Annotated in this window: 22 protein-coding genes; 7 read left to right on the top strand and 15 right to left on the bottom strand. The window is 45.4% G+C overall.

From position 1 onward, the window contains the following. Positions 1-143: 143 nt before the first annotated feature. The 4 genes from L1D22_RS06800 to L1D22_RS06815 all read left to right on the top strand — a co-directional run bounded on the left by L1D22_RS06800 (position 144) and on the right by L1D22_RS06815 (position 6,155). A complete protein-coding gene (locus L1D22_RS06800) occupies positions 144-701 on the top strand; it encodes a DUF4124 domain-containing protein (protein WP_239829159.1) in 558 nt (185 codons plus the stop codon). 167 nt (positions 702-868) lie between these two features. Then, positions 869-1,945: a nitrogen regulation protein NR(II) gene (gene glnL, locus L1D22_RS06805; protein ID WP_017095622.1), complete on the top strand. Its 1,077-nt coding sequence runs from the start codon at positions 869-871 to the stop codon at positions 1,943-1,945. A gap of 109 nt (positions 1,946-2,054) precedes the next feature. Further along, on the top strand, positions 2,055-3,458 hold the full coding sequence (gene glnG, locus L1D22_RS06810) for a nitrogen regulation protein NR(I) (protein WP_239829160.1): 1,404 nt from the start codon (positions 2,055-2,057) through the stop codon (positions 3,456-3,458). A gap of 108 nt (positions 3,459-3,566) precedes the next feature. After that, a complete protein-coding gene (locus L1D22_RS06815; RefSeq protein ID WP_239829161.1) occupies positions 3,567-6,155 on the top strand; it encodes an EAL domain-containing protein in 2,589 nt (862 codons plus the stop codon). A gap of 95 nt (positions 6,156-6,250) precedes the next feature. Here L1D22_RS06815 and hemN read toward each other — a convergent pair whose 3' ends face one another. The 5 genes from hemN to L1D22_RS06840 all read right to left on the bottom strand — a co-directional run bounded on the left by hemN (position 6,251) and on the right by L1D22_RS06840 (position 10,805). After that, a complete protein-coding gene (hemN, locus tag L1D22_RS06820) occupies positions 6,251-7,642 on the bottom strand; it encodes an oxygen-independent coproporphyrinogen III oxidase (protein WP_239829162.1) in 1,392 nt (463 codons plus the stop codon). Between the two features lie 283 nt (positions 7,643-7,925). Then, positions 7,926-8,414 (bottom strand): DUF2489 domain-containing protein, encoded by a 489-nt coding sequence (locus tag L1D22_RS06825; protein ID WP_017631968.1) that lies wholly within the window; start codon positions 8,412-8,414, stop codon positions 7,926-7,928. A gap of 6 nt (positions 8,415-8,420) precedes the next feature. Continuing rightward, positions 8,421-8,978, bottom strand: a complete 558-nt coding sequence (gene yihI, locus L1D22_RS06830; protein WP_176680687.1) for a Der GTPase-activating protein YihI — start codon at positions 8,976-8,978, stop codon at positions 8,421-8,423. Continuing rightward, positions 8,978-9,616: a class I SAM-dependent methyltransferase gene (locus tag L1D22_RS06835; RefSeq protein WP_086711605.1), complete on the bottom strand. Its 639-nt coding sequence runs from the start codon at positions 9,614-9,616 to the stop codon at positions 8,978-8,980. Before L1D22_RS06835 ends, yihI begins: the two co-directional genes overlap by 1 nt. 571 nt (positions 9,617-10,187) lie before the next feature. Beyond that, positions 10,188-10,805: a c-type cytochrome gene (locus tag L1D22_RS06840; protein WP_017631971.1), complete on the bottom strand. Its 618-nt coding sequence runs from the start codon at positions 10,803-10,805 to the stop codon at positions 10,188-10,190. 148 nt (positions 10,806-10,953) lie between these two features. Between L1D22_RS06840 and yihA the strand changes: the two genes are divergently transcribed. Together yihA and L1D22_RS06850 are read left to right on the top strand one after the other, a co-directional pair. After that, positions 10,954-11,613, top strand: a complete 660-nt coding sequence (gene yihA, locus L1D22_RS06845; protein WP_239829163.1) for a ribosome biogenesis GTP-binding protein YihA/YsxC — start codon at positions 10,954-10,956, stop codon at positions 11,611-11,613. A gap of 211 nt (positions 11,614-11,824) precedes the next feature. Beyond that, positions 11,825-12,424, top strand: a complete 600-nt coding sequence (locus L1D22_RS06850) for a GTP-binding protein (protein WP_239829164.1) — start codon at positions 11,825-11,827, stop codon at positions 12,422-12,424. Between the two features lie 507 nt (positions 12,425-12,931). Here L1D22_RS06850 and polA read toward each other — a convergent pair. The 3 genes from polA to hemB form a co-directional block, all read right to left on the bottom strand. Then, entirely contained in the window at positions 12,932-15,730 is a 2,799-nt protein-coding gene (gene polA / locus L1D22_RS06855) for a DNA polymerase I (RefSeq protein ID WP_239829165.1), read from the bottom strand. A gap of 691 nt (positions 15,731-16,421) precedes the next feature. After that, complete coding sequence (locus tag L1D22_RS06860) at positions 16,422-16,865, bottom strand: GNAT family N-acetyltransferase (protein ID WP_239829166.1); 444 nt, start codon at positions 16,863-16,865, stop codon at positions 16,422-16,424. A gap of 76 nt (positions 16,866-16,941) precedes the next feature. Beyond that, positions 16,942-17,985: a porphobilinogen synthase gene (gene hemB, locus L1D22_RS06865; RefSeq protein WP_239829167.1), complete on the bottom strand. Its 1,044-nt coding sequence runs from the start codon at positions 17,983-17,985 to the stop codon at positions 16,942-16,944. A 208-nt stretch (positions 17,986-18,193) separates the two neighbouring features. Here hemB and L1D22_RS06870 point away from each other — a divergent pair, with 208 nt between their 5' ends. Continuing rightward, positions 18,194-18,958 carry a TatD family hydrolase gene (locus tag L1D22_RS06870; protein ID WP_239829168.1) on the top strand — a complete coding sequence of 255 codons (765 nt, stop codon included), beginning with the start codon at positions 18,194-18,196 and terminating at the stop codon, positions 18,956-18,958. A 294-nt stretch (positions 18,959-19,252) separates the two neighbouring features. Here the strand turns inward: L1D22_RS06870 and tatC are convergent, their stop codons facing one another. From tatC to rmuC, 7 genes are all read right to left on the bottom strand, one after another. After that, positions 19,253-19,996: a twin-arginine translocase subunit TatC gene (tatC, locus tag L1D22_RS06875; protein WP_239829169.1), complete on the bottom strand. Its 744-nt coding sequence runs from the start codon at positions 19,994-19,996 to the stop codon at positions 19,253-19,255. 147 nt (positions 19,997-20,143) lie between these two features. After that, a complete protein-coding gene (gene tatB / locus L1D22_RS06880; protein ID WP_239829170.1) occupies positions 20,144-20,551 on the bottom strand; it encodes a Sec-independent protein translocase protein TatB in 408 nt (135 codons plus the stop codon). Between the two features lie 3 nt (positions 20,552-20,554). Next, a complete protein-coding gene (tatA, locus tag L1D22_RS06885) occupies positions 20,555-20,797 on the bottom strand; it encodes a Sec-independent protein translocase subunit TatA (RefSeq protein ID WP_017631977.1) in 243 nt (80 codons plus the stop codon). 54 nt (positions 20,798-20,851) lie between these two features. Continuing rightward, entirely contained in the window at positions 20,852-22,486 is a 1,635-nt protein-coding gene (gene ubiB / locus L1D22_RS06890) for a ubiquinone biosynthesis regulatory protein kinase UbiB (RefSeq protein WP_239829171.1), read from the bottom strand. Further along, positions 22,483-23,088, bottom strand: coding sequence for an SCP2 domain-containing protein (locus L1D22_RS06895; RefSeq protein ID WP_239829172.1), 606 nt, complete (start codon positions 23,086-23,088; stop codon positions 22,483-22,485). Before L1D22_RS06895 ends, ubiB begins: the two co-directional genes overlap by 4 nt. 98 nt (positions 23,089-23,186) lie before the next feature. Beyond that, positions 23,187-23,966 (bottom strand): bifunctional demethylmenaquinone methyltransferase/2-methoxy-6-polyprenyl-1,4-benzoquinol methylase UbiE, encoded by a 780-nt coding sequence (gene ubiE / locus L1D22_RS06900; protein ID WP_026012235.1) that lies wholly within the window; start codon positions 23,964-23,966, stop codon positions 23,187-23,189. 65 nt (positions 23,967-24,031) lie between these two features. Then, the gene (gene rmuC, locus L1D22_RS06905) at positions 24,032-25,564 is read right to left on the bottom strand and encodes a DNA recombination protein RmuC (RefSeq protein ID WP_017631980.1); all 1,533 of its coding nucleotides are present in this window, start codon (positions 25,562-25,564) and stop codon (positions 24,032-24,034) included. Positions 25,565-25,641: the final 77 nt, after the last annotated feature.

Below are 25,641 nucleotides of genomic sequence, written 5' to 3' on the forward strand. Positions count from 1 at the left end.
TTTTATATTCTCCCAACCCCTCCTTCTTCGTACCATGCCTTAGATAATAGACAAAAGCCCTCAGAGGCTGTCGCGCTAAATACAACAAAATCAAAACCAATGCCAAACGTGAAACCACCCAAGGGTGGAAAGAGGCTAAAGATATGAAAAACATACTGTTCCTAATCGGGTTAACAGTCGCGTTCTCGTGTTCTGCTCAAACGGTATATACCTGGGTTGATGAGGATGACGTACTCCACTTTAGTGACACACCGACCGATCAAAGTGCTAAGTCTCTTCGCCTGCCTGATGTACAAGCATCAGCACCCGCCCCGAAATTTGAGGCCTCGACTCCCGTTGATGCTGCAGCTTCAACAGCAACGTCCGCTCAAGCTCAGCCACAAACCGAAACCACAGAACACGAGGCACCGGCTCAGTTAACACTCACCATGCTGACACCCGTTCATGATCAAACCATCCGTAGCAACCGTGGCTTAATTCCAATTCAAATCGAGCTTAACCGCAAACTCGGTATTGGGGAGCAGTTGCAATTGATGCTCGATGGTCGTCGTTACGGGGCTCCTCAAACCCAACCTAACTGGGAATTAAAAGGGATCGATCGAGGTACTCACACCATTGCAATTCAAGCACATAGAAGCGGCAAGCTTATTGCATCTACTAGTCCAGTCACCGTGTATTTACATCGAGCGACGCTCAAGTAGGCCAATGTGTTAAAAGAGACTGAATTACCTCTACTTTTCACCTAATCGAAGCAGCTTTCAGCAACTCTAATGAATTATCTTTAGCTTCTGGTTGATATGCGCCATACTTGAACTTAGTTACGCACCAATTTGGTGCAGTGAGAAAACACCAGTTCAAGGACGACATAGTGAATCGATCAGCCAAAAGCGACAGCATAGATACACATCATCTTTCCAGCGCCATTCTCGACAATATGGTGACTTCGACATTGATGCTCGATGAGCAACTCTATGTGCGATACGCCAATCCGGCGGCTGAGCAACTCTTTTCACAAAGTGCACGACGCATTGTTGATCATCCACTGAGTCAGCTTATCCAACATGCTTCTCTTGATTTGGCACTGCTGACCCAACCGCTACAAAGTGGCCAAAGCATTACCGACAGCGACGTGACCTTTGTTGTTGATAACCGTCCTCTGATGCTTGAGGTAACGGTTAGCCCAATCTCGTGGCAACGTGAGACTCTGCTATTGGTTGAGATGCGCAAGATAGACCAACAAAGAAGACTCAGCCAAGAGCTTAACCAACACGCACAACAACAAGCGGCTAAGCTGCTGGTGCGTGGATTAGCCCATGAAATTAAGAACCCATTGGGTGGTTTAAGAGGTGCTGCGCAACTGCTTGGAAAGATGCTCCCTGATCAGTCGCTGAATGAGTACACCCAGATCATTATTGAGCAAGCCGATCGCTTACGCGCTTTAGTCGATCGCCTACTTGGCCCGCAAAAGCCGGGAACTAAGTCAGAAGAGAACCTTCACCAGATTCTAGAAAAAGTAAGGCAGTTGGTTGAGCTCGAATCAGGCTCGACACTCGCTATCGAACGAGATTACGACCCAAGCTTACCTGCGATTTTGATGGATTCTGCGCAAGTTGAACAAGCCATGCTCAATATCGTGAGTAATGCGGCTCAGATTCTAAAGACTCAGGAATCTGGGAAAATTACCATTCGCACCAGAACGGTGCATCAAGCCAACATTCATGGGCAGCGGCACAAACTCGCTGCTCGAATTGAGATCAGCGATAACGGCCCGGGCATCCCCGACGAATTAAAAGACACGCTGTTTTACCCAATGGTAAGCGGACGAGAGGGTGGCACAGGTTTAGGTTTATCGATATCTCAAAACCTGATCGATCAGCACAACGGAAAAATTGATGTTGAGAGCTGGCCAGGTAACACCACATTCACAATTTATTTGCCGATATAAACGAAGCGACACTTCTCAACCAGAAAGCAAGCTTCATGGCAACGAAGAATACGAACAATAAAAACAACAATGATTATCACAATAGATTTGGCTGCAAAGGAATTGAATTATGAGTAAGGGATACGTTTGGGTCGTCGATGACGACAGCTCTATCCGCTGGGTAGTAGAGAAAACACTTTCATCTGCGGATATAAAGTGCGAAACATTTGCTGATGCAGAGAGCGTGTTGCTTGCTCTTGAGCGCGAAACACCAGACGTATTAGTGTCTGACATTCGCATGCCTGGTATTGACGGGATTGAGCTGTTGCATCAAGTACATCAACGCTCTCCCGATCTGCCAGTGATCATCATGACGGCACACTCCGACCTTGATGCTGCAGTAAATGCTTACCAAAAAGGTGCCTTCGAATACCTGCCAAAGCCGTTTGATATCGATGAGACACTCACGCTAGTAGAGCGAGCGATCGCACACAGCCAAGAACAAAAGCGCGAACAAGCCAGCGAAGTTACCGAAGAGACCAACGCACCCGAGATCATCGGCGAAGCTCCGGCGATGCAGGAAGTTTTCCGCGCTATTGGTCGCTTGTCTCGCTCATCCATTTCCGTGCTCATTAATGGTGAATCAGGTACTGGTAAAGAGTTAGTAGCCCATGCCTTACATCGCCATAGCCCAAGAGCAAAAAAGCCCTTTATCGCCCTCAACATGGCAGCTATTCCCAAAGATCTGATTGAATCAGAGCTATTTGGTCACGAGAAAGGTGCCTTTACCGGAGCCAACAGCGTTCGCCAAGGACGCTTCGAACAAGCTAACGGCGGCACACTGTTTCTTGATGAGATCGGTGACATGCCACTCGATATTCAGACTCGCTTATTACGTGTTCTTTCTGATGGCCAATTTTATCGTGTCGGTGGTCATTCTGCGGTTAAGGTTGATGTGCGTATCGTGGCGGCAACCCACCAAGACCTTGAACGCTTAGTGCATGAAGGCGATTTCCGTGAGGATTTGTTCCACCGACTCAATGTAATCCGAATTCACATCCCTGCACTGCGCGAGCGTAAACAGGACATCGAAAAGCTGACTCATCACTTCTTGGCATCAGCAGCAGAAGAACTCGGTGTTGAAGTGAAAACACTGCATCCTGAGACCATAATGAAGCTAAACCAGCTAAATTGGCCAGGTAACGTGCGTCAGCTTGAGAACATTTGTCGTTGGTTGACCGTAATGGCGAGTGGCAGCGAGATACTTCCTTCGGACTTACCACCTGAGCTACTGGAAGAGAAAGTGGCAACCACTTCCGGTACTGGAGATAACTGGCAGCAACTGCTTGCGAATTGGGCAAAATGTGCGCTTGATTCAGGAGAAAAGGAGCTACTAGCTTATGCTCTGCCAGAGTTTGAACGTATACTGCTAGAGGCTGCACTCAACCATACTAATGGCCATAAACAGGATGCAGCTAAAGTTTTGGGATGGGGAAGAAATACCCTAACTCGCAAGCTTAAAGAACTGTACTAGACCTTATATGATTCTCGATGCAGCTACTTTTTAACCCAAAAAGTGTCGCTTGGTTTGAGTAGTGTCGGTACAATTACAGTACACTATTCACCAAAATTGTAGCTAAAGATGTCTTTGAAAACCCAAATTACATTGAGAACCGCAGTGGTTCTGCCCTTCGTGATGATTTTTCTGTTCACTATGGGCGTAATGGTTTTCACTCAAAAGCAAAGCTACAAAGAGATGGTGAGTGATGTTAGTACACGACAACTAACATCACTGACTGACAATGTTCATCAAAGCCTGTCTAATTTTTTAGAAAAGCCATTTCACGCAAACCTCTCCCTCAGCCATAACATCGGCTACCACCATCTTTATCAAGCGGGCAACCTCAGCAAGGTCCAAGACTATATTTTTTATACGTTTTCAGACCATTACACAGCTGTACCTCAACTCGATGTGATCGGTTTTGGTTCTGAAGATGGTAACTATGTGGGTTTTCGTAAAGAAGCCAACAAAGGCTACACCTTGATGGTGCAAGACGAGCGCACCAATGATCAACTCGTCATTTACCGTGGCAGCAAGATTAGTGAAGACATTCGCTCGGTCATTTCAGGTTACGATCCGAGAGTCCGCCCTTGGTACACCCCGGTAGTTAATGAGAAAAAAGCAGTATGGTCGCCAATCTATGCCAATGCGGATGAACGCCAAGAGATTACTCTTTCTGCCCTCGCCCCTATCTATTCCGACAATGAGTTTAAAGCGGTCATCGTCAGCGACATCAAGATCAATACCTTTAATGCATTCCTGAAGAACCTAAAAGACAAGACCGATGCTTCTGTCTACATCATCGATAAGCAGCAACGCTTAGTCGCACACTCCGGCGGTGGCAGTGTTGTCTCTTGGGGCACGGGGAAGACACATAAAGGCCAACGCTTACTAGCAACAGAGAGTGCTAACCCCGTCATACGTGAGAGTGCCAGTTACGTAGACCAATTCCACTTAATCGATAATTTGGGCGAGCAGCACTTTAGCTTTCGCCTAGACGACGAACGCTACTTCAACCAAATCACCCCTTACGAAGATGAACACGGCCTCACGTGGTTTATTGGAGTGTCGATCCCTGAAAGTAATCTGCTCGGTGAGTTACCAGAAAATCAAAGAAACAGCTGGTTGCTCGGGCTAGCACTGAGTTGCGTAGGTGTCATTGCAGGATTAATTGCCTTTAATCGCGTCACCCAACCCATCACCTCCACCGCAGATGCCGCAAAACGTCTTGCCAAAGGTGATTGGGACAGCAGTATGCCGAAGTCAGGCAATATCTACGAGACCAGTATGTTGGTAGAGGCCTTCAACGAAATGGCCAACAACCTGAAAGCGTCATTCAAGCAATTACAGTCACAACTGACCTATGACTCGCTGACCAAACTCTACAGCCGAGAAGGCTTTATCGATGCAGCACAGAAAAACGCAGCAACCGAAAAAGGCACGCTGTACTTGGTTGGTATCGATCGCTTCCGAGACATCAATGACAGCCTAGGTCACTACAATGGCGACCAACTGCTTATCATCTCTGCCGCTCGCTTGAGAGGCACGCTACCATCGGATTACCTATTGGCGCGCACAGGCGGTGATGAGTTCGCGATATACGCACCCAACGTCACCCAAGAGGAAGACGTTCAACTGCTTGCTAATCGTTTGGTTCAGACCTTTGCTTCACCGTTTGCGATGGAACCTGAAAGTGTCGTGGTCAAGGTTTCGATTGGTGTTGTGCAGGTATCAAACGATCAAAATATTACGTCGTGGCTTCGTAACAGCAGCATTGCACTCAGCAATGCCAAACAAGATAAAACACGCGTCAGCATCTATAGTCCTGAGATGGGCAACGCCTCTCGACACCGCACTAAGATGCTGGCTCGACTGAACAAAGCGATTGAGCTGCAGCAATTTGAACCCTTCTATCAACCAATCGTCGACCTAGAATCAGGCACCACTATAGGCGCTGAAGCTCTGGCTCGTTGGGTCACCGACGAAGGCATTATCTCACCACTGGAATTCATCCCACTGGCAGAAGAAACCGGACTTATCTACGACATTGGTAAGCAGATCTTGCACAAGTCTTGTCGAGATACGGCAATTGCGATTGAGTCAGGAAAATGGAGCGAAGATTTCTCGATTCACGTTAACTTATCTGTCGACCAGCTCAGTGAGAGTGGGTTTATTGGTTTAGTGAAAAACACCCTGAGTGATACGAAGTTACCAGCCAAAAACCTTACGCTGGAAATCACTGAGTCACGCATCATTGATAATGACCCAACCATCATCGAAAACATGCTGACTCTCAAAGCATTGGGGATCTCAATTGCCATTGATGATTTCGGTACTGGTTATTCGTCACTGGCCTACCTGCATAAGCTGCCATTTGATTGCTTGAAGATTGATCGCAGCTTTGTAAGTAAGTTAGACAAAGAAAATCTAGACAGCTCGATTGTTGCAGCCATCGTCAATATTACCAAAGGCTTCAAAGTCAGCTTAGTCGCCGAAGGCGTTGAAACTCAGCAGCAAGCAGACCTACTTAAGCAGCTGCAATGCCCGCAAGCACAAGGGTTCTTATACAGTCGTCCAGTGCCTTTTGACCAATGGCCAACCGATCTAAGCAATGCTAAACAGAGTGCTAAAATCAAGCAGAGTTCCGAGGTCAAAGAGAGCATCAGTTAAAGCAAGCTGACAGGTTCGAGCGAACAAACCACAGATACAAAAATGCCAGCATGATGCTGGCATTTTTTTTTATGTCTCTACTCTCAATCGAGCGATTAGATCACGCGAGAGAATTGCTGTTGGCGAGCCTTAGCGCGTAAGTATTTGTCAAAACACATACAGATGTTACGAATCAACAAACGACCACGCAGAGTCACGCGGATCTCTTTGTCGTCGACTTCAACTAACTCATCGTTAATGAAGGTTTGTAGAAGCTCTAAGTCTTCCTTGAAGTAACGATTAAAGTTAACCGAGAACTCAGATTCGATCATGGTCTTATTAAGCTTAAAGTTACAGATCAGCTGCTTGATTACTTCACGACGTAAAAGGTCATCACTATCAAGTGCCACACCTTTCCACAGTGCATGGCGCAGGTCATTAACCTGAGCGTAGTATTTCTTCAGCTCTTTTTGGTTTTGTGCGTAAGCATCACCCACCATAGAGATAGCAGAAACACCAAAACCAATTAGGTCAGCTTCGCCTTGGGTCGTGTAGCCTTGGAAGTTACGATGCAAGATGCCTTCGCGCTGTGCAACCGCGAGCTCGTCTTCAGGTAGAGCAAAGTGGTCCATACCGATGAACTGGTAACCTGCACCCGTTAGGGTCTCGATAGTATCTTGCAGGATAGCCATTTTCTCTTTTGCTTCCGGCAGGTCTTCATCTTTAATCTTACGCTGCGCCGCAAACAGTTGTGGCATGTGTGCGTAGTTAAATACCGATAAACGCCCCGGCTTCATCTCAAGCACTTGCTTCAGTGTTTCAGCGAATAGCGCTTGAGTCTGCTTTGGCAGGCCGTAGATCAAATCTAGGTTAGTCGAACGGAAGCCTAGCTCTTTAGCACGTTGAACCATCGCAATGATGAACTCTTCATCTTGCTCACGGTTAACCAGCTTCTGCACTTCTTTATTGAAGTCTTGAACACCGATACTAAGGCGGTTAAAGCCTTCGTTACGTAGGTGATCGAGCACATCGAGCTCAATTTCACGCGGGTCTACTTCGATACTGATTTCAGCATCCGCCGTGAAGTTAAACTCATCACGCAGAATCATCATCAAACGAGTGATTTGAGTCTTGCTCAAAAAGGTTGGTGTACCGCCACCGAAGTGCAGTTGAGTCACTTCGCGACCATTAAGCAGAGACGCACGCTGGCGGATTTCATGTTCAATCACATCAAGGTACTCATCCGCTTTGTGCGAGTGACGAGTAATCACCTTATTACAACCACAGTAGTAACAAAGCTTATGGCAGAACGGGATATGCACGTAAAGAGAGAGTGGACGCTCTGGGTATTGCGTACACGCCATGTCGTAATCAGCGACGGTAAACGCTTCATGAAACTCCAACGCAGTTGGGTATGAGGTGTAACGAGGTCCCGAATAGTTGTACTTGTTTAAGATCTCTTGATCCCAAACGATTTGCTGATTCGTTGTTACTGGCTTGCTCGACATAGCGGTACTTCCAATTTAGATCCGCGAGAACCTAAGGTCTCTCAAATCATTTTACATACATTAAAATATAGACGGGTTATTTTGCCACACGACTTGTAAGGTCGTTTCAAGACAAAATCTTTTTTTCAGATAAAAACTCAGAACTGCTAGCTTGATCACTAACAATGCACCGAAATACAGGGGTGCAAGAGGTAAGAAGGCTCATTCAGCACTCGGGATTAAAGATAATGAATCTTAAATACACCGTGTATTAAACGAGCCTCTATATTAATAGTCTTAGCGACTAGATCATCTGAATATTGATTTGATTGTTGAGAGGTTTAACCTTCTCCTGCAACCTTTTCAAATCTTCGATAACCGCATCGTTCAAGCGAGTCTCTGCCTTGTGGCGTGTGAGATTCTGCTGCATGCGTTCTTTCTTCGTCAATTCCTGTCTTTCCTCTCCGCGCGCCATATCTTTAACGATGTGGTACAGCTCAGAAAGAGCAGGATATTCAGAATCTAAATCGACACGCTCATCACCCTGAACGTTATCCATGATGATACACACTCGGATACTGATCTCAGGTAAATCACACTGCCCTTGAATGCCCGCTAGACACAAAGTATTTACGTTGTCGTAAATCGTCGCGTTACGTTTCTCAATGGCTAGTGCTTGATGCTGCTTTTGCAACTCCGTCTGCTTCTTCACTTGAAGTAGAAGGTAACCTGCGTAAGAGCCCAAGCCGAGAATGATAATTCCACCAGCAATTGCTAATAAGGTTACGTTCATTGGCTATTAACCTTTAAAGCTGTCTAAGTCGAAGTCTTCGAATTGAGATAACAAGTCTTCGTCAGAGCTTGCTTTCTTCTTAGAGGCAACTGGTGCTTCTTCGAAGATCTCTTCTTCGTCTTCTTCTGGCTCTAACAGACCTAAGCGGCCCATTAGGTGTTCGATGCGATCAAGTTTCTCGTCAACGAACTTCTGTAGACCTGCACCTAGGTTTTCACCATTTTCAAGGCGATCTAGCAGCGTGTTCAGTTGAGCATCGTTCTCAAGCATCTCTAACTCTTGTTCGTTAGATAGCTTACGCTCTTGTTTCGTTGGCTTCTTCGCTGGTTCAATAATCAGCGGGATTTTTTTCTTGCTGCCTAAACGAGGGTCGCGAGCTTGTGCAGCTTTACGCTGTTTTGCTTCGCTACCATCTGAGTGACGGCTGCCAGATTTTAGGCCTTTACGCTTTTTAACACGCTTACGTTCACGACCTTCAACATCAGATTCGCTACGGTTACGAGTAACCATAGGTTCCGGAGCGCCAAGAGCTCCCGGCTTTCTTGATTTTTTACTACGAGCCATTACTGCACTTTCCTCAGTAAAATTACATCATTTCCAAAAAATTCTAGTTCGAGCTTATCCCGCTCTGCCAAAAACTGGAATGTTTGACGACTAAAGAAGACGACATGAGTCGGGTCATTCTTGTAGTGCCAACCAGCAAACGCATCTACGTCTATTACTAGCTTAGTCATAAGACCAATCCAGCCTTTGGGTTTAACTAAATTCAACCATTGCTGCCACACTTTGTCTGGGTGATAAAGATGTTCAATCACCTCCGTGGCAGTCATAAAGTCGTACGTTTTTTCCAACACAGAAGTCTCTGGGTGGTAATAGATATCGTACAACTCCATGGTGTGTCCGGCTTCTTCTAACATGATAGATAGCGTAGGGCCTGGGCCACAACCAAAATCCAACCCTTGTGAGTTAGATGAAATTTTGTCTGTTAGTGGATCCGCGATGCGAGATAAAAAACGGCGATAGCCTGCATCACTAGGATCGTTCTCATGGAGATCATAGTGTGCTTTTTCTTCTTTTGCTTCTAACCTTTGTTCAGGTTTAACAAATACCAGTTCACATTGCTGACACTGCAGATAGGCTCTGCGTTTGTCTTCAAAATAGTGATTCACGCCTTGGTGATGGCATAAGGGACAAGTATACATAGCACATCCTTAAACAGGGATGCGAAACATACCAGAAACTGCGTTTATAGTGGAGAGGTATTGGGTGTTTTTTCATCAAATCAATAAAAAAAGCGATAGGAAAACCTATCGCTCTCTAAATCTGCCTATATCGGCCAAAATTTGCATACTCAACTTGGTACACAAATCTCCATTTGTTATTGGTGCTTTCCATGCCAAATTTGTTTGTTGTTCATCGTCCTGATGAGTTTTGGCTATCCTTTTCTAACACCTTGTTGCTGGGCTGTCCTAGCCTGATCCATTTCTGTCTATACCATTAGACTAGATGATCATCCATATCTAAGTCAGCTCCTAGCTGATGGCGGTTACTTTACCGTGTTACAAAAAGACTACAATAGTGCGAGTTCACACTTTCGAACACAAATTGATCACACATAGATAAATCAGACATAAACGATTGATTCATAACTAGTGGCAATCAAAAGAAACTAGCCAAAAAGAAAACGCCCCGACCATAATTGATCGGGGCGTCTCTTCAATCTCGCTCGAACGTACATTTCTTCACTCTGGCTAAGAGCAAGAAACCGACAAATTAGTGTAGACCACCAACGTACTTCGATAAGGTATCAATTTCTGCGTCTGTTAACTTTTTAGCTACATCACGCATCATCGCATTCATGTCGTTATTACGGTTACCATCGCGGAATTTTTCAAGTTGAGCCTTGATGTAATCTGCGTGTTGACCAGAAATCTTAGGGAAACCAGAAAGTTCGGTACCGTTACCACGAGGGCCGTGACAAGCAATACACGCCGTTAGGCCGCGTTCTGCGTTACCCGCCGTGTAAAGAACCTTACCTTCATCTACTACATTTTCAGGAGTAGAGTTACTAGAGATAGGTAGAGATGCGTAGTATGCCGCTAGGTCTGCCATATCTTCTTCAGATAAAGGCATCGCCATTGCACCCATTACAGGTTCGTAACGACCTTGCTTACCACCACTTGTCATACCTAGCTTAAGCTCTTTTAACTGCTTCTCTAGGTACTTCTCATGTTGACCAGCCAGCTTAGGGTACTGAGTGATCAGACTGTTGCCGTCAGCACCGTGGCAGGCAACACATGTTTGTGATTTGGCTTTACCAGCTTCAATACTACCTTGAGCCCATACTGAGCAGCTGGCTAAAAGACTCAAAATTAGCGCTAATTTCTTCATGACATTCCATTATAATTATCAAGCTTCCAGTACCACTCTATGTTGCCACTCATGGTACAATAGGCGACCTTATGCCGAGCACGGTTATTTTACACAAATTCACAAAAAAGTAATCAATCGACTACACAAAGTCGAGATGGAGTTAACAGTGAGCGTAAAAATTCATTATCAAAACACGCATTTCATTACCAGTGCACCTGATATTCGTCATTTACCAGAAGACGAAGGGATCGAAATTGCGTTTGCAGGACGCTCCAATGCTGGTAAATCTAGCGCGTTAAATCGCGTTACAAACCAAAAAAGCTTGGCGAAAACCAGTAAGACACCAGGTCGTACTCAGTTAATTAACCTATTTAAGGTAACAGACGGTTGTCATATCGTCGATTTACCTGGATATGGCTTCGCTCAAGTACCACTTGAGATGAAGAAAAAGTGGCAGAAGTCGTTAGGTGAATACCTACAGCGACGTGAAAGCCTGAAAGGTTTAGTGGTATTGATGGATATCCGTCACCCAATGAAAGACCTTGACCAACAAATGATCTACTGGGCTATCGATAGCCGTATCCCAGTACAGGTTTTGTTAACAAAAGCAGACAAACTGAAGAGTGGCGCGCGTAAAGCACAGCTACTGAAAATCCGTAACGATGCAAAATCTTTCGGTGGTGATGTAGCAGTTGATGTCTTCTCTTCTATGAAAGGCATCGGCGTTGACCAACTGCGTTCCAAGATGGATGAGTGGTTCGCGCCAGCGCTTGCAGACCAGCTTATCGATGAGTTAGCAGACGAAGAACACAAAGATTCAAAGTAGTCTCTATATAGAGGGACTAGATCGCTATCATAAAGTGATCGCACCTTATCAATACCCTGCCTTATATAGGTGGGGTATTTTTTTACCTATAAATTAGCGGGTTAAATTCAAAAACTAAGGATAAAAAAAAAGATAAACCCGTTATAAGCAACAGAAGTGGACCATACTAAAAACAGACTTTGATAAACAGAATATAGAGAAAGGAATACTCATGTGGAAAACACTCTTGGCCGTAATAGCAATGATCCTGATACCTGTTACAGGCCACGCCTCTGAAGCAGAACCCAAGGAAGTACCGCTGATCAACGTCGATATGACCTTAGACCTCGACGGTATGGAAAAGTACGCTCAGGAAGCAAGCGAGTCACTCGAGGTGATATCGCAATCTTTGCAAGCCATCGTCAATAACCCTAACCTCAGCGACGAACAACAACTGGCTCTCAATCAAACGGTTGAAAGCATCAACAAGCTTGCAGACACGACCAAGACCTCGCTCAATCAACTGCCACAAGCCTTAGATCAATCACGCGTCGCCTTTAAACAGACAAGCCAAACGCTGCTCGACGATATCCAAACCAAAGTCATCATCGCGCTGGTTGCCGTTGTCGGTGTGATTATTATCGCCCTGACCGCTATTTACCTGCTAATCCTCAAACCTATGCAACAAACCTTGGTTAAAGCGACCAACAATATCTCTTCTATGGCTCAATCTATCCAAGTCACTGCCGAAGCACTGAAATACAGCACCGAGAAGCAGCAAGAAATCATGGACTACATTGAGCATTCACCCACTCAATGCTCTGATAAATAAGGCGCGAGCGATCAATCCTTTACCAGCAAGTTGTAAAATAAAAGTTATTTCAAATGATAAAACAATCAATTTAAGTGTGGATTTAAATTACCAATTGCTGATCAAATTCCAGATTTAGGACAAATTGAGGGTTAGCTAGAGTGTGAGAAAAAGAGTAATAAAGGGCACTAAAAAGAAGCGGATTTGCGGGGGAATAGTAGGTTGGAAATATTTTTCTTTCGCACAAGAAAAAACGCCCCAGTCAAATGCTGACTGGGGCGGCTGAATCAGCCTAATCCAATAACGTGAAACAAAAGGTCTGAAAGATAGAACATCTTACCTCTGTACCCTACGAGATTTAATGTACAACAATTGCTCAGAAATGAAAACAACTTTTGTAGTTTTTTTTCATGAATGTTTTATTAAAACACCTAAACCCTTTTCACGATTCAACTTTATTCGAGACAAAAAAAAGCCAGTGTTTGTGCACTGGCTCATACTAATTTGCTCAATAAGGTCAAAAACTGATTAGTGGGCTTGATCCCAGTTGTCACCGTGGCCAGCTTCCGCAACCAACGGTACTTCTAGCTCTGCAGCTGATTCCATCAATTCTTGTACTTTACTTTCAATTTCGGCTAAAGATGACTCTTCCACTTCAAATACCAATTCATCGTGTACTTGCATCAATAACTTAACTCGACCATCACCTTCCGCTTGGATCCATTCATCAACCAATAGCATCGCTTTCTTGATGATGTCTGCCGCTGTACCCTGCATTGGCGCGTTGATCGCCGCACGCTCAGCAGCTTTACGACGCATGCCATTACGAGATTGAATTTCAGGAAGGTGTAAACGACGACCGTAAATGGTTTCAACGAAGCCCTGCTCTGAAGCGGCACTGCGTGTGTCTTCCATGTACTGCATCACACCAGGGTAGCGCTCGAAGTACGTATCCATGTAGTGCTGTGCTTCGCCACGAGGAATACCCAGTTGCTTAGCCAAACCAAAGGCACTCATGCCGTAGATAAGACCGAAGTTAACGGCCTTAGCACGACGACGTTGTTCTGTCGTTACATCCTCAATATTAACGCCGATGATCTCAGCCGCGGTTGCTGCGTGGATATCTTTGCCTTGTTGGAATGCTTCCAGAAGCGCTTTGTCACCCGATAGGTGCGCCATGATACGCAATTCAATTTGAGAGTAATCGACCGCTAGAATCTTCCAACCATGCTGTGCTACGAATGCTTGGCGGATACGACGACCTTCATCATTACGAATTGGGATGTTCTGTAGGTTTGGATCTGTCGAAGACAAACGACCCGTCGCCGTTACCGCTTGGTGGTAAGACGTATGAACACGACCGGTTTCAGCGTTGATCATCTTCGGCAGCTTATCTGTGTACGTAGACTTCAACTTTGCAAGGCCACGATACTCAATGATCAGCTTAGGCAGCGGGTAATCAAGCGCCAGTTCTTGCAGCACTTCTTCATTGGTTGAAGGTGCGCCTGATGGCGTTTTCTTAATAACAGGTAGACCCATTTTTTCGAAAAGGATCGCTTGCAGCTGTTTTGGCGAGTTCATGTTGAACTCTTGCTCTGCAATCTCGTAAGCTTTCTGCTCTAGTTCATCAAGACGAACCGCAATCTCTTGTGATTGAGCGCCTAGTAACATGTCGTCGATGAATACACCTGTGCGTTCAATACGAGACATTACTGGAATCAGTGGTACTTCGATCTCTTCATAAATCGCTTTTAGCTTTTCATCTTGCTCGATGTTTTCCATTAAACGGTTATGAAGACGCAGTGTTACGTCCGCATCTTCTGCAGCGTATGGAGACGCCTCACCCAGCTCAATCTGATTGAAAGTAAGCTGCTTCTTACCTTTACCTGCGATCTGCTCAAATGAGATGCAGCTGTGCTGTAGGAAGCGCAGCGCTAGGCTATCCATATCATGCTTGCCGCCAACACTATTGAAGACGTAAGACGCTAGCATGGTGTCGTGCTTGATGCCTTTCATCTCGATACCGTAGCGCGCTAAAACGCTCATATCGTATTTCAGGTTTTGGCCGACTTTAGCTTGTGCGTCATCTTCAAGAATCGGCTTAAGTTGTTCAAGTACCCAATCACGATCGAGTTGTTGAGGTGCATCTAAGTAGTCATGAGCAACTGGTACGTAAGCGGCAACGCCTTCTTCGGTTGCGAATGATAGACCAACAAGGTTAGCCACCATGTAGTCCAAGCTGTCTGTTTCTGTATCAAAAGCAAACACCTCTGACGCTTTCAGTTTCTCTAGCCACGCATTAAAAGAGGCTTCATCTAGGATGGTTTCGTAGTTGCTGCGATCAATCGTCACTGCAGAGGTATTCATTTCTACAGTAGATGTAGTTGATGCCGCGCTGCTGCGCACTGCACCCGACTTCTCATCCGCCTCAACCACACCGCTGCCGCCTTCAAGTAGCTCGTTCAACCAAGATTTGAAGACCAGTTGACCGTATAGCTTAATCAGCTCATCCGTGTTTGGTTGTGCTTTTACAAGCGACTCAGGTGTCTCTTCTAGCTCGACGTCGAGTTTGATCGTTGCAAGCTCGTAAGACATCTCAGCGTTGTCTTTATTATCAATCAGCTTCTTAGCCATGGTCTTTGAACCACGGAAACCAAGCGCCGCGATATCATCAAGGTTTTGGTAAAGCTTTTCGATGCTACCGATACCTTGCAGCAACGCTGTCGCAGTCTTGTCACCAACACCTGGAACGCCTGGGATGTTATCGACTTTATCGCCCATCAGCGCAAGGTAGTCGATGATAAGCTCTGGTGGAATACCAAACTTCTCAATAACGCCTTCGCGATCCATCACAACGTTAGTCATGGTGTTGATCAGGGTAACGTTGTCATCAACCAGCTGCGCCATATCTTTATCACCAGTACTAATAAGCACAGGCATACCCATCGCAGAAGCTTGAGAAGCAAGCGTACCGATCACGTCATCCGCTTCAACGCCGGGAATAGAGATAAGTGGTAAGCCCATCGCACGAATCACATTGTGCAAAGGTTCAATCTGGCAACGAAGATCGTCAGGCATTGGTGGACGGTTTGCTTTGTACTCTGGGTACATGTCATCACGGAACGTCTTTCCTTTCGCATCAAAAATAACCGCAATACGATCAGAAGCAAATTGACGCATCATGCTACGTAGCATGTTAACTACACCGTAAACGGCGTTCGTTGGGATATCACCATTGCTCATTGTGCCAGGGTAAGCATGGAACGCGCGATATAGGTAAGAAGAGCCATCGATCAGAATCAATGGATTATCAGGAATACGAGCCATAATGTTTGTGTATCCAGTAAGTACAGAAATTATCTGTTAAGAATGCCACGTCTGTTGGTTGGATTCCACGTTGTCGATCCGTATCCGTTCACCCGGTTGTGTTCGTTATAATCAATTTGTTGTTATTTTTTGTTCTTAGACACAAGCGTTCTGTGGATAACTCTGTTTATATTATTTATCCACCCTGTTGAGAACTAAGGTAAACCAAGAAAAAAACACAAATAAACAACTGAAAATAAAGGATAAAATTACAGATCGAACATATGATCAACGATCTTTTTTCGATCTTGCATTGTGGAAAAGAATGCTGATGGCGTTTTATTCATAAAAATACGTGCCACTAAATATGCATCTTGTTGAAATAGAGATATAAAAAAAGCGACACCCGAAGATGTCGCCTAGCAAAAACCGGTAAAGCCATTCAAATTGAATACCACAGCTTTACCTAAAAGCTATAAATTACACTGGAAGCAATGTGAGCAATGTCGTGTCAAAAAGAACTTAGTACAAGTTCGCGAGAATTCTGTTGGGTAACCAAGTTGATACTTGAGTACTTAACATCCTTGTGAACATTTCCTCATTCCCTAAGACAGGTTTAATAATAATGATTCTCATTTAATAGTCAACCATTCAATGATAATAAATCTCATTTAATTTTATTTTCATGTTTTATCTCGCTAATAAAAACGATTCACAGCGCTGATAATTGCTTCACAAAATGGATTCTATTTTCATTAATATCTTCTTTTTCTTCCAGTTTTTCGATTTTATAACCGTTTCTCAATAGCAGGCGTAACATCGCGGGGAACTGGTTACGAGATTTCACTTTTAGCTGCTTATAACCTTGTTGTTGCGCCCACCGCTCCTGAACATCTAGCTGAGACTGTGCGACCCCTTTGTTTCTTGCGAGCGGTGACACCCCACCAAACCAACTGTAAAAAGTCTGCTGATCCAATTCATAGCCGATCTTAAAACCAAGCAGCACCCCAGCCTCTTCAGCCACTAAGATAAGGTTCTTTTTCCCTACCAGCCGCTCTGAAAGAGAAGCGACACTCTCTTTTTTAGCGAACTCAGAGATCTGCTCGACCACAGACACCACTTCTTCTAACGAACCTTCACGCACGACAACTGACATCTTATTCATCCTTATAAACGAAAGGGCTGGCACAATGGCCAACCCTTTACTGATCACTTAAGTGAACTCTACACGATTACTTTTCTTTTAAGTGCTCTGCGGCTTGTGCATTGTCTTCTGCAAGCCATTCAGCCACATCTTTAGCGAAGTAAGTAAGAATGCCATCAGCACCAGCGCGCTTAAAGCACAGCAGTGATTCCATGACGGTTTCACGCTCTTTCAGCCAACCGTTTTGAATCGCCGCTTTGTGCATCGCATACTCACCAGACACTTGATATGCAAATGTCGGCGCTTGAAGTTCATGCTTCACACGGCGCACGATATCTAGGTAAGGCATGCCAGGCTTAACCATCACCATGTCCGCACCTTCATTAAGATCCATCGCGACTTCGTGAATCGCTTCATCGCTGTTCGCAGGATCCATTTGGTAGTTCTTCTTGTTACCACCTTTCAAGTTCGAAGCACTGCCGACTGCGTCGCGGAATGGACCGTAATAGCACGATGCGTATTTCGCAGAGTACGCCATAATCTGAGTATGAATATGGCCCGCTTCTTCTAACGCTTCACGGATCTTACCAATACGACCGTCCATCATATCCGACGGTGCAACCACGTCAGCACCCGCTTCAGCGTGTGATAGTGCCTGCTTGATCAAGACTTCAGTCGTCTCATCATTCATCACGTAACCATCTTCATCGATGATGCCGTCTTGGCCATGAGTAGTGAACGGGTCTAGTGCTACGTCAGTAATCACACCCATATTTGGCACGTGCTCTTTGAGTAAGCGTACTGCTCGTTGTACCAAACCTTCTGAGTTATGAGCTTCAGCCGCGCATAAACTTTTAGCATCTTGGTTCACTACCGGAAACAGAGCAATTGCAGGAACACCCAGTTTTGACAGGTAATCTGCTTCCTCAAGCATGTAATCGATCGACAAGCGTTCAACACCTGGCATTGACTCGACAGGCTCGCGACGCTCTTTACCCATCAGGATAAACATTGGGTAGATTAGATCATCCACAGACAATTGATTTTCTGCCATTAGGCGACGGCTAAAGTCGTGCTTACGCATACGGCGCATACGGCGACCTGGGAATTGACCTTGAATTGAAACAGACACTAGATTCTCCTTGCCTAGTCTAAGCACCGAAATGCTTAGATATGAAAAGTGCAAAATACAGGCAAAAGCATATCACTGATGGCTCAGGACGCTAACAGTAAAATATAAAACCCACTCAAAAACAGGGAGAAATGGCAAAAAATGACCTTCTCCTCACACTGCCGTATACTCATGACAATTCAGTAAAGACCGCTTTCAGGACAAAACAATGATCGATACCCATGCCCATATTTACGCGAGCGAATTCGATGAAGACCGTGAACAAGTCGTGCAACGCGCGCTTGCTCAAGGTATTGATACCATTCTGCTGCCGAACATCGATTTAGAATCTATCGAGCCAATGCTAGCGACAGAGGCTCAGTTTCCTGAGGTATGTCGTTCAATGATGGGTTTGCACCCTTGTTACGTAGATGCAAATATAGAGCAGACCCTCAAAACCGTTCGAGCTTGGTTCGACAAGCATAACTTCATCGCCGTGGGTGAGATTGGTATCGACCTGTACTGGGATAAAACCTTCAAGGCCGAACAAGAGATGGCCTTCGTCACCCAATTGCAGTGGGCAAAAGACCTCGACCTACCTGTCGTCATCCACACCCGTGATTCCATTGAAGAAACACTCGCACTACTTCGCCAAGAACAAGACGGCAGCTTACGTGGTGTGTTTCACTGCTTTGGCAGCAGCTTAGAGGAAGCTCAAGCAATCAATGCGTTAGGTTTTCATTTAGGCTTAGGAGGCGTGTCGACGTTCAAAAACTCAGGCATGGACAAAGTAATCCCTCACCTTGATATGAATTACATCATTCTTGAAACTGATTGTCCGTATTTAGCACCGGCACCCAATCGCGGTAAGAGGAATGAGCCAGCGTACACGGAGTTGGTTGCACAGCGAATAGCCGATCTTAGAGGCATGACGATTGAAGAGGTTGACGCGTTAACCACTAAAAATGCGAGAGATTTGTTCAATTTATTATAGATTTATCAGTAAATTAAATTAATTGTATTAACAAATAATATTTGAGAACAAAAGGCAATGAGTCTATTATCAACCGCATTCATATGGGGGTAATAGATATGTGTGACCACTCACAATACTTACAACGTCAACATCGAACCCTATGGCATAAAATTTTGGGCATCAAAGAGCTCTATATATGTCAGAACTGTGGCTATCAGTTAAAGATTCGATAAACAGACATAATAAAAAAGCGGCCCTAGACCGCTTTTTATTATGTAATTTTTACTGAAACATTCCGAATCAAGATTCAGCTTATTCCTCTTCATCCGCATCCGGCTTGCGCGTATAAAAACGTGCGAAGAACAGACCAATCTCAAACAGAATACACATTGGGATCGCCAACAGTGTTTGTGAGATCATATCTGGTGGTGTCAGCATCATACCAATGATGAAAGCACCCACGACAATGTAAGGACGCTTCTCAGATAAAGCCTTCGGCGTTGTCGCTCCAGTCCAACACAACAAGATAATCGCAACTGGCACCTCAAAGGCAATACCGAACGCAAAGAACAGCGCGAGTACAAAATCAAGATAGCTTGAGATGTCGGTTGCGAACTCTACTCCCCCTAGTGATATGGCCGTAAAAAAGCCAAATACCAACGGGAATACAACGAAGTAAGCGAACGCCACACCACAGTAAAACAGCAATGAACTTGAAGCCAATAGCGGCATGATCAAGCGCTTCTCATGCTTGTATAAACCCGGAGCAACAAAAGCCCACACCTGATACAAAATAAACGGAACCGCGAGGAATATAGACGCGATCAAGGTTAATTTCAGCGGTGTGAAAAATGGCGATGCAACATCCGTTGCGATCATCGTCGCCCCTTCAGGTAGACGATCTACTAAAGGTGCTGATACGAATTCATAAATATCATTAGCAAAATAAATTAGCCCGATAAACACAACCAGAACCGCGACAATCGCGCGCAGTAGGCGATTACGTAGTTCCAGAAGATGGCTAATTAAAGGCTGTGTCTGCTCAGTCGAAGACATGTCAAACCTCTTAAACAGGAAGATCGAAAAGGAGCCGCACACCTATCTATCCAGTTGAATTGGTATCCACTTGAATAGATATCTACTTGAATAGCTATCGCTTAAACATCTAGCGACTCAAGTATCCGGCGACTCCTCCTTGCGAGACTATTCGGCTTTCTTATCTGACGGTGCTAAAGCTTCGCTGCTAGTCTGAATGGTTTCAGGCTCAGCAGTTTCCGTGACACTAGGTTTAGTCTCACTTGGCTTATCAGACTCAGGCTTAGCATACGGACGTTGAACCTCAGCAGCAGCCTGCTTAAGTTCATCGACTGACGCCTTAAGGTCTGGAGATAAATCTTCCATACCCATTTGTTCCGCCTTACGTAGGTTTTCTTGTAGCTCTTGCACCTTAAGCTCGTGAGAAAGTTCATCTTTCACACTGTTTGCCATACTTTTCGCCGCACCCACAAACTTGGATACGCTGCGAATCGCAACAGGCAAACGCTCAGGGCCTAGAACCACTAACCCAACGACAGATATTAATACCAGTTCCCAAAAACCGATATCAAACACGATTTACGCCTGCTCTTTGTCTTTCTTTGTTTCAGCAGTCGCTTCTGTTTTCTGCTGTTCAATATTCTTTGGTTCGAAGTCTGCATCTTTCTTATCTGCAGGCTTGTCTTCATCGCTCATCGCTTTTTTGAAGCCTTTAACCGCTGAACCTAAGTCACCACCCATGCCGCGCAGTTTCTTTGTTCCGAATAGCAAAATTACAATTACAGCAATGATTAGAAGCTGCCAAATACTGATACCACCCATTGTCATTGTCCTCGGGTCTGTCTACACATAAAAAATATTAAGGAAGTCTACTGTCTAACGACGGTAAGCTCGCCAACTTAGCAGCCAAAATGTGACACCTGCGATGCCACAGCCCATAGATAGCTGCTCATAAGGGCTTGAAACTAATATTGCGGAGCATACGACTAAAGTTGCTCCAACGCCAAACAAAAACTTTCCAGTCGCTTGCTGACGCTTACTATCTCTATAGCCTTGATAAAGCTGATCCATTCTATGGTTCATCGCTTTACCTTGGCGCAAGCTGTCATAAAGTAGCTCTGGCAGCTCTGGCAGTTTTTCTGCCCAGAATGGTGCGCGATCTTTTACTGCGTTGATCACAGCTTGCGGCCCCACCTGGTTCATCATCCAGGTTTCAAGAAAAGGCTTAGCCGTTGCCCACAAATCAAGCTGCGGATACAACTGGCGGCCTAGACCTTCCACATACAACAAGGTCTTCTGTAGAAGCACCAACTGAGGCTGAACCTCCATGTTGAAACGTCTTGCTGTATTAAATAAGTTTAGCAACACATGGCCAAATGAGATCTCGCCAAGTGGTTTTGCAAAAATTGGCTCACACACCATTCGAATCGCGAACTCAAAGTCGTTGACGTTGGTGTCGTGTGGCACCCATCCCGAATCAACGTGCAGCTCAGCGACTTTACGGTAATCTCGGTTGAAGAAAGCCAGCAGGTTCTCTGCTAAATAACGCTTATCTTCGCTGTTGAGTGTGCCGACAATGCCGCAATCCAAACCTATCCACTGTGGGTTATCTGGATTTTCTGGGTTAACGAATACGTTGCCCGGGTGCATGTCTGCATGGAAAAAGCTATCACGGAACACTTGGGTGAAGAATACCGTCACGCCACGTTCGGCCAGCAATTTCATGTTGGTGCCGTTGGCGTTTAGCGTTTCAATATCTGAAACCTGAATACCATAGATTCGCTCTGACACCATCAAGGTTTCACTGCTTAAATCAGGGATAACCTCTGGAACATACAGCTCTTCACTGCCTTCAAAATTACGTCGCAGTTGAATCGCATTGGCCGCCTCACGGCGCAGGTCTAGTTCATCCAATAACGTTTTTTCGTACTCGTGAACGACTTCAACAGGTTTCAAACGACGTGCTTCAGGAAGCGACTTAGCGACTATACGCGCCATTCGGTGCATCAGTTTTAGATCTGCATCAATCACCGGGCGAATATCAGGGCGAATGACCTTGAGAACAATCTCGCGGCCGTTCTCTTTGAGTTTCGCAGTATGCACCTGAGCAATAGAAGCTGAAGCCAAAGGCTCAATATCAAAGTCGGTAAACCAGTTATTTAAACTGCCACCGAGCGCCTTTTCCATATCTTGCTTAGCCAGTTCACCATCAAATGGTGCAACTTGGTCTTGCAACAGCGCCAGCTGATCCGCGATATGAGGAGGGAACAGATCGCGACGTGTCGACATCATCTGCCCAAACTTGATCCAAACAGGGCCAAGCTCTTGCAGCGCGAGACGTAAGCGATGGCCCAACTCTTTATCTTGATGCTTGTTTTTAAGCCAAAACAGTGACTTTCGCGCCAATAAAGGGGCTTTGGTCAATTGGTGCTCTGGCATCAATTCATCAAGGCCATATTCCAACTGTACCTTGATAATATGATAAAGACGTTTCAGTTCTGTTGGGGTCATGCTTTCTCCAACAAAGCGTTCAACTTAGCTTCAAGGCGTGCTGCAGAGCTTTTTACGTCATCAACCTGATCGCAAAAATGTGCCACTTCTAATGGCGCTGGAGCAATCTTCCACTCTTCAGTTAATACCTGAGCGAGGTGGTTTTGATGCTTAGTCGCTTGCTTAGCCACAAGGCCGCCAACACTCTTAACGCCTTGCACCAAAGTATGCGCAACCACATCACCCGTCACACGCGATAGCCACTCTTCCAAGTCTGGCTTGCAGTCTGTCATCAGTTGAGCGAATTTCTGAGCCAGTTGAATATCACCTTCTAAGATCAGCTTATCTTGCTTGATCAGCTTGGTGATGTTCGATTGCTCACGCAGTTCAGGTAACACCGATAGGTTCAAAGATAGGTAGCAGTCAGGCTGCCCTTCGTATTCTGACAACACATCAATCTGTTGGCTGAAAACGAAAGTGAGTGTTTTATTCAACTCTTTCAAATTGACTTGAATGATCTGCCCCTTTAAACGAGACAAACGACGAACCAAAGCTGGATCATCGTTCACGAAAGTATTTAAAGAGGTTTCAATAACCGCGGTTACCAATGGATCAAATGGCATGACTGTCCTTACCTTTGAAAACGGATAAGCCTTAACCTATCCGTTCTATCTTTATTCTTATTGTTTAGCACGCTCAGTGAGCCTGCTACCAAGTTCGACTAGAACTTGTAACCGCGGTGCAGCGCAACAATGCCGCCCGTTAGGTTGAAGTATTTTGTATTTTCAAAACCTGCTTCTTGCATCATGCCTTCCAAAGTCTCTTGATTTGGGTGCATGCGAATAGATTCTGCAAGGTAACGGTAGCTGTCTGCATCGTTAGCAATCAACTCACCCATTTTTGGCAATAGGTGGAAAGAGTATGCGTCGTAAACCTTTGATAGTGGCTCAAGCACTGGCTTAGAAAACTCAAGAACCAACAGACGACCACCTGGCTTAAGCACGCGGTACATAGAACGCAACGCTTGGTCTTTATCGGTTACGTTACGCAGACAGAAGCTGATCGTAATGCAATCGAAATAGTTATCTGGGAAAGGCAACTCTTCAGCGTTCGCTTGTACGTAGTGTACGTTGCCAACAATGCCGCTATCACGCAGCTTATCGCGGCCAACATTCAGCATTGAGTTGTTGATATCAGCAAGAACCACGTGGCCTTTTTCACCAACGATACGCGAGAATTTCGCAGTAAGGTCACCAGTACCACCACCAAGGTCTAGGATACGCTGACCAGGGCGAACGCCACTGCAATCAATCGTGAATCGCTTCCACAAGCGGTGAACACCACCCGACATTAAGTCATTCATGATGTCGTATTTAGCGGCTACAGAGTGAAATACCTCTGCTACTTTCGCGACTTTTTCGTCTTTCGCGACTGTTTCGAAACCAAAGTGTGTGGTTTCTGACTCTACTGCTGAATTTGTCTGCACGCTTGTGTCCATAATGCTGTTATCTACCATGGTAAGTTCTCATCGACAGCACGCTCCGTGTTTAGAGGCGCTGCGGCCGATTAGTTTACTTTATCCTCAGCGGGTTGTCTTTCTACTAAGGAGGCATTTTCTGAAAAAGCCTCATTTTGCGCCATTTCGGCCAAACCAATCGAGATAGGTTTCTTCACCTCAACCCCGAGTTGCTTGAAGCTTTCGGCCTGACGAATCACGTTGCCACGGCCTGTTACTAGCTTATTCATCGCACCTTGATAGCTTTGGTTAGCTCTATCTAACGAGCTACCAAGGCCTTCCATATCATCAACAAACAAGCGCAGTTTGTCGTAAAGCTTACTTGCACGTTCTGCGATGACTTGTGCGTTCTGGTTCTGTCTTTCATTGCGCCACAGGTTATCAATGGTGCGCAGTGCCACCAGCAAGGTCGTTGGGCTGACCAAGATGATGTTTTGCTCCATCGCATCTTTAACCAAGCTAGGATCCGCCTGAATCGCCACTTGGAATGCTGGCTCAACCGGGATAAACATCAGCACGTAATCCAAACTCTGAATACCTTTAAGCTGATGATAGTCTTTCTGGCTCAATCCTTTGATGTGCGCTCTTAACGACACCAAGTGATCACGCAATGCAGCATCACGCTGCTGATCGGTTTCGGCATTGAAATAGCGCTCAAACGCGACCAACGCCATTTTCGAATCCACCACCACTTGCTTATCTTGTGGCAAATGGACAATCACATCAGGTTGATAACGTTTGCCGGCATCGTTTTGTAGGTTCACTTGAGTTTGGTACTCATGCCCTTCTCGCAAGCCTGATTCAGCAAGCACACGCGCCAGCACCACCTCACCCCAGTTACCTTGCTGCTTGTTATCACCCTTAAGCGCCTGAGTCAGGTTTACCGCTTCTCGCGTCATGCTCTCGTTGAGGCGTTGTAGATTTTTCAGTTCATGCACTAAGGTGTGGCGCTCTTTCGCTTCTTGGCTAAAGCTGTCATTGACCTGCTTCTTGAAGCCTTCTAATTGCTCTCTCAACGGCGACAACAAGCCTTCTAAGCTTTGCTTGTTCTGTTGATCGACCTTAGCGGTTTTGGTTTCAAACAGTTGATTAGCAAGATGCTCGAACTGTTGCTTCAAGCGTGATTCCGCTTGTTCTAACAACTGCAGCTTTTCGCTATTAGCGAGATTTTCCTGATCGTGCCTTGCTTCTTGCTCGCGAAGTTCGGCTTCCAATTCAGATTTATGGTCTTTCAGCACATTGATCTCATCGGCATACTGCTGACGCTCTTGCTTCACCGCTTCAAAGTAGCGAAGCTTTTCCATCGCAGCCATCACCTTGCCGTGCGCTTGCTTAAGTTCGAATGCCGCTTTGTCTCGGTCGTCGTCCAACTCATCAAGCTCTTGCTGCGCCTCTGCGAGTGATGATTTGAGCTGAGACTGCTGAGATTCATGCAACAAACGATCAGACTCCAGCTGCTGCTCGAGCAATCGCTGCTGGAAAGAGAGCTTCTGTTTAACCCACCAACCCACGACACCACCGCTGACAAGAGCGCCAGAAATTGCAGCAATAAGCGTTGCCTGATGTTCGATAATCCATTGCATGATAATGATTTAGCCTAATTGGAAATAACTCATTAAATGGTATTTTGATACTGGATAAATGTCCAGTTTGCCGTATT

It is taken from the genome of Vibrio sp. Isolate34, from assembly GCF_022397915.1.
Classification (GTDB): domain Bacteria; phylum Pseudomonadota; class Gammaproteobacteria; order Enterobacterales; family Vibrionaceae; genus Vibrio.

Bases quoted from the DNA above. Each gene is read 5' to 3' on its own strand.
- tatA (WP_017631977.1), bottom strand. From the start codon at position 20,797: ATGGGTGGTATCAGTATTTGGCAGCTTCTAATCATTGCTGTAATTGTA.
- polA (WP_239829165.1), bottom strand. From the start codon at position 15,730: ATGGCTCGTATTCCTGATAATCCATTGATTCTGATCGATGGCTCTTCT.
- L1D22_RS06835 (WP_086711605.1), bottom strand. From the start codon at position 9,616: ATGTATACTTGTCCCTTATGCCATCACCAAGGCGTGAATCACTATTTT.
- L1D22_RS06825 (WP_017631968.1), bottom strand. From the start codon at position 8,414: ATGAACGTAACCTTATTAGCAATTGCTGGTGGAATTATCATTCTCGGC.
- glnG (WP_239829160.1), top strand. From the start codon at position 2,055: ATGAGTAAGGGATACGTTTGGGTCGTCGATGACGACAGCTCTATCCGC.
- rmuC (WP_017631980.1), bottom strand. From the start codon at position 25,564: ATGCAATGGATTATCGAACATCAGGCAACGCTTATTGCTGCAATTTCT.
- tatC (WP_239829169.1), bottom strand. From the start codon at position 19,996: ATGTCTTCGACTGAGCAGACACAGCCTTTAATTAGCCATCTTCTGGAA.
- L1D22_RS06840 (WP_017631971.1), bottom strand. From the start codon at position 10,805: ATGAAGAAATTAGCGCTAATTTTGAGTCTTTTAGCCAGCTGCTCAGTA.
- L1D22_RS06860 (WP_239829166.1), bottom strand. From the start codon at position 16,865: ATGTCAGTTGTCGTGCGTGAAGGTTCGTTAGAAGAAGTGGTGTCTGTG.
- yihI (WP_176680687.1), bottom strand. From the start codon at position 8,978: ATGGCTCGTAGTAAAAAATCAAGAAAGCCGGGAGCTCTTGGCGCTCCG.
- L1D22_RS06895 (WP_239829172.1), bottom strand. From the start codon at position 23,088: ATGCCATTTGATCCATTGGTAACCGCGGTTATTGAAACCTCTTTAAAT.
- L1D22_RS06815 (WP_239829161.1), top strand. From the start codon at position 3,567: ATGTCTTTGAAAACCCAAATTACATTGAGAACCGCAGTGGTTCTGCCC.
- L1D22_RS06800 (WP_239829159.1), top strand. From the start codon at position 144: ATGAAAAACATACTGTTCCTAATCGGGTTAACAGTCGCGTTCTCGTGT.
- ubiB (WP_239829171.1), bottom strand. From the start codon at position 22,486: ATGACCCCAACAGAACTGAAACGTCTTTATCATATTATCAAGGTACAG.
- L1D22_RS06870 (WP_239829168.1), top strand. From the start codon at position 18,194: ATGATCGATACCCATGCCCATATTTACGCGAGCGAATTCGATGAAGAC.
- hemN (WP_239829162.1), bottom strand. From the start codon at position 7,642: ATGTCGAGCAAGCCAGTAACAACGAATCAGCAAATCGTTTGGGATCAA.
- L1D22_RS06850 (WP_239829164.1), top strand. From the start codon at position 11,825: ATGTGGAAAACACTCTTGGCCGTAATAGCAATGATCCTGATACCTGTT.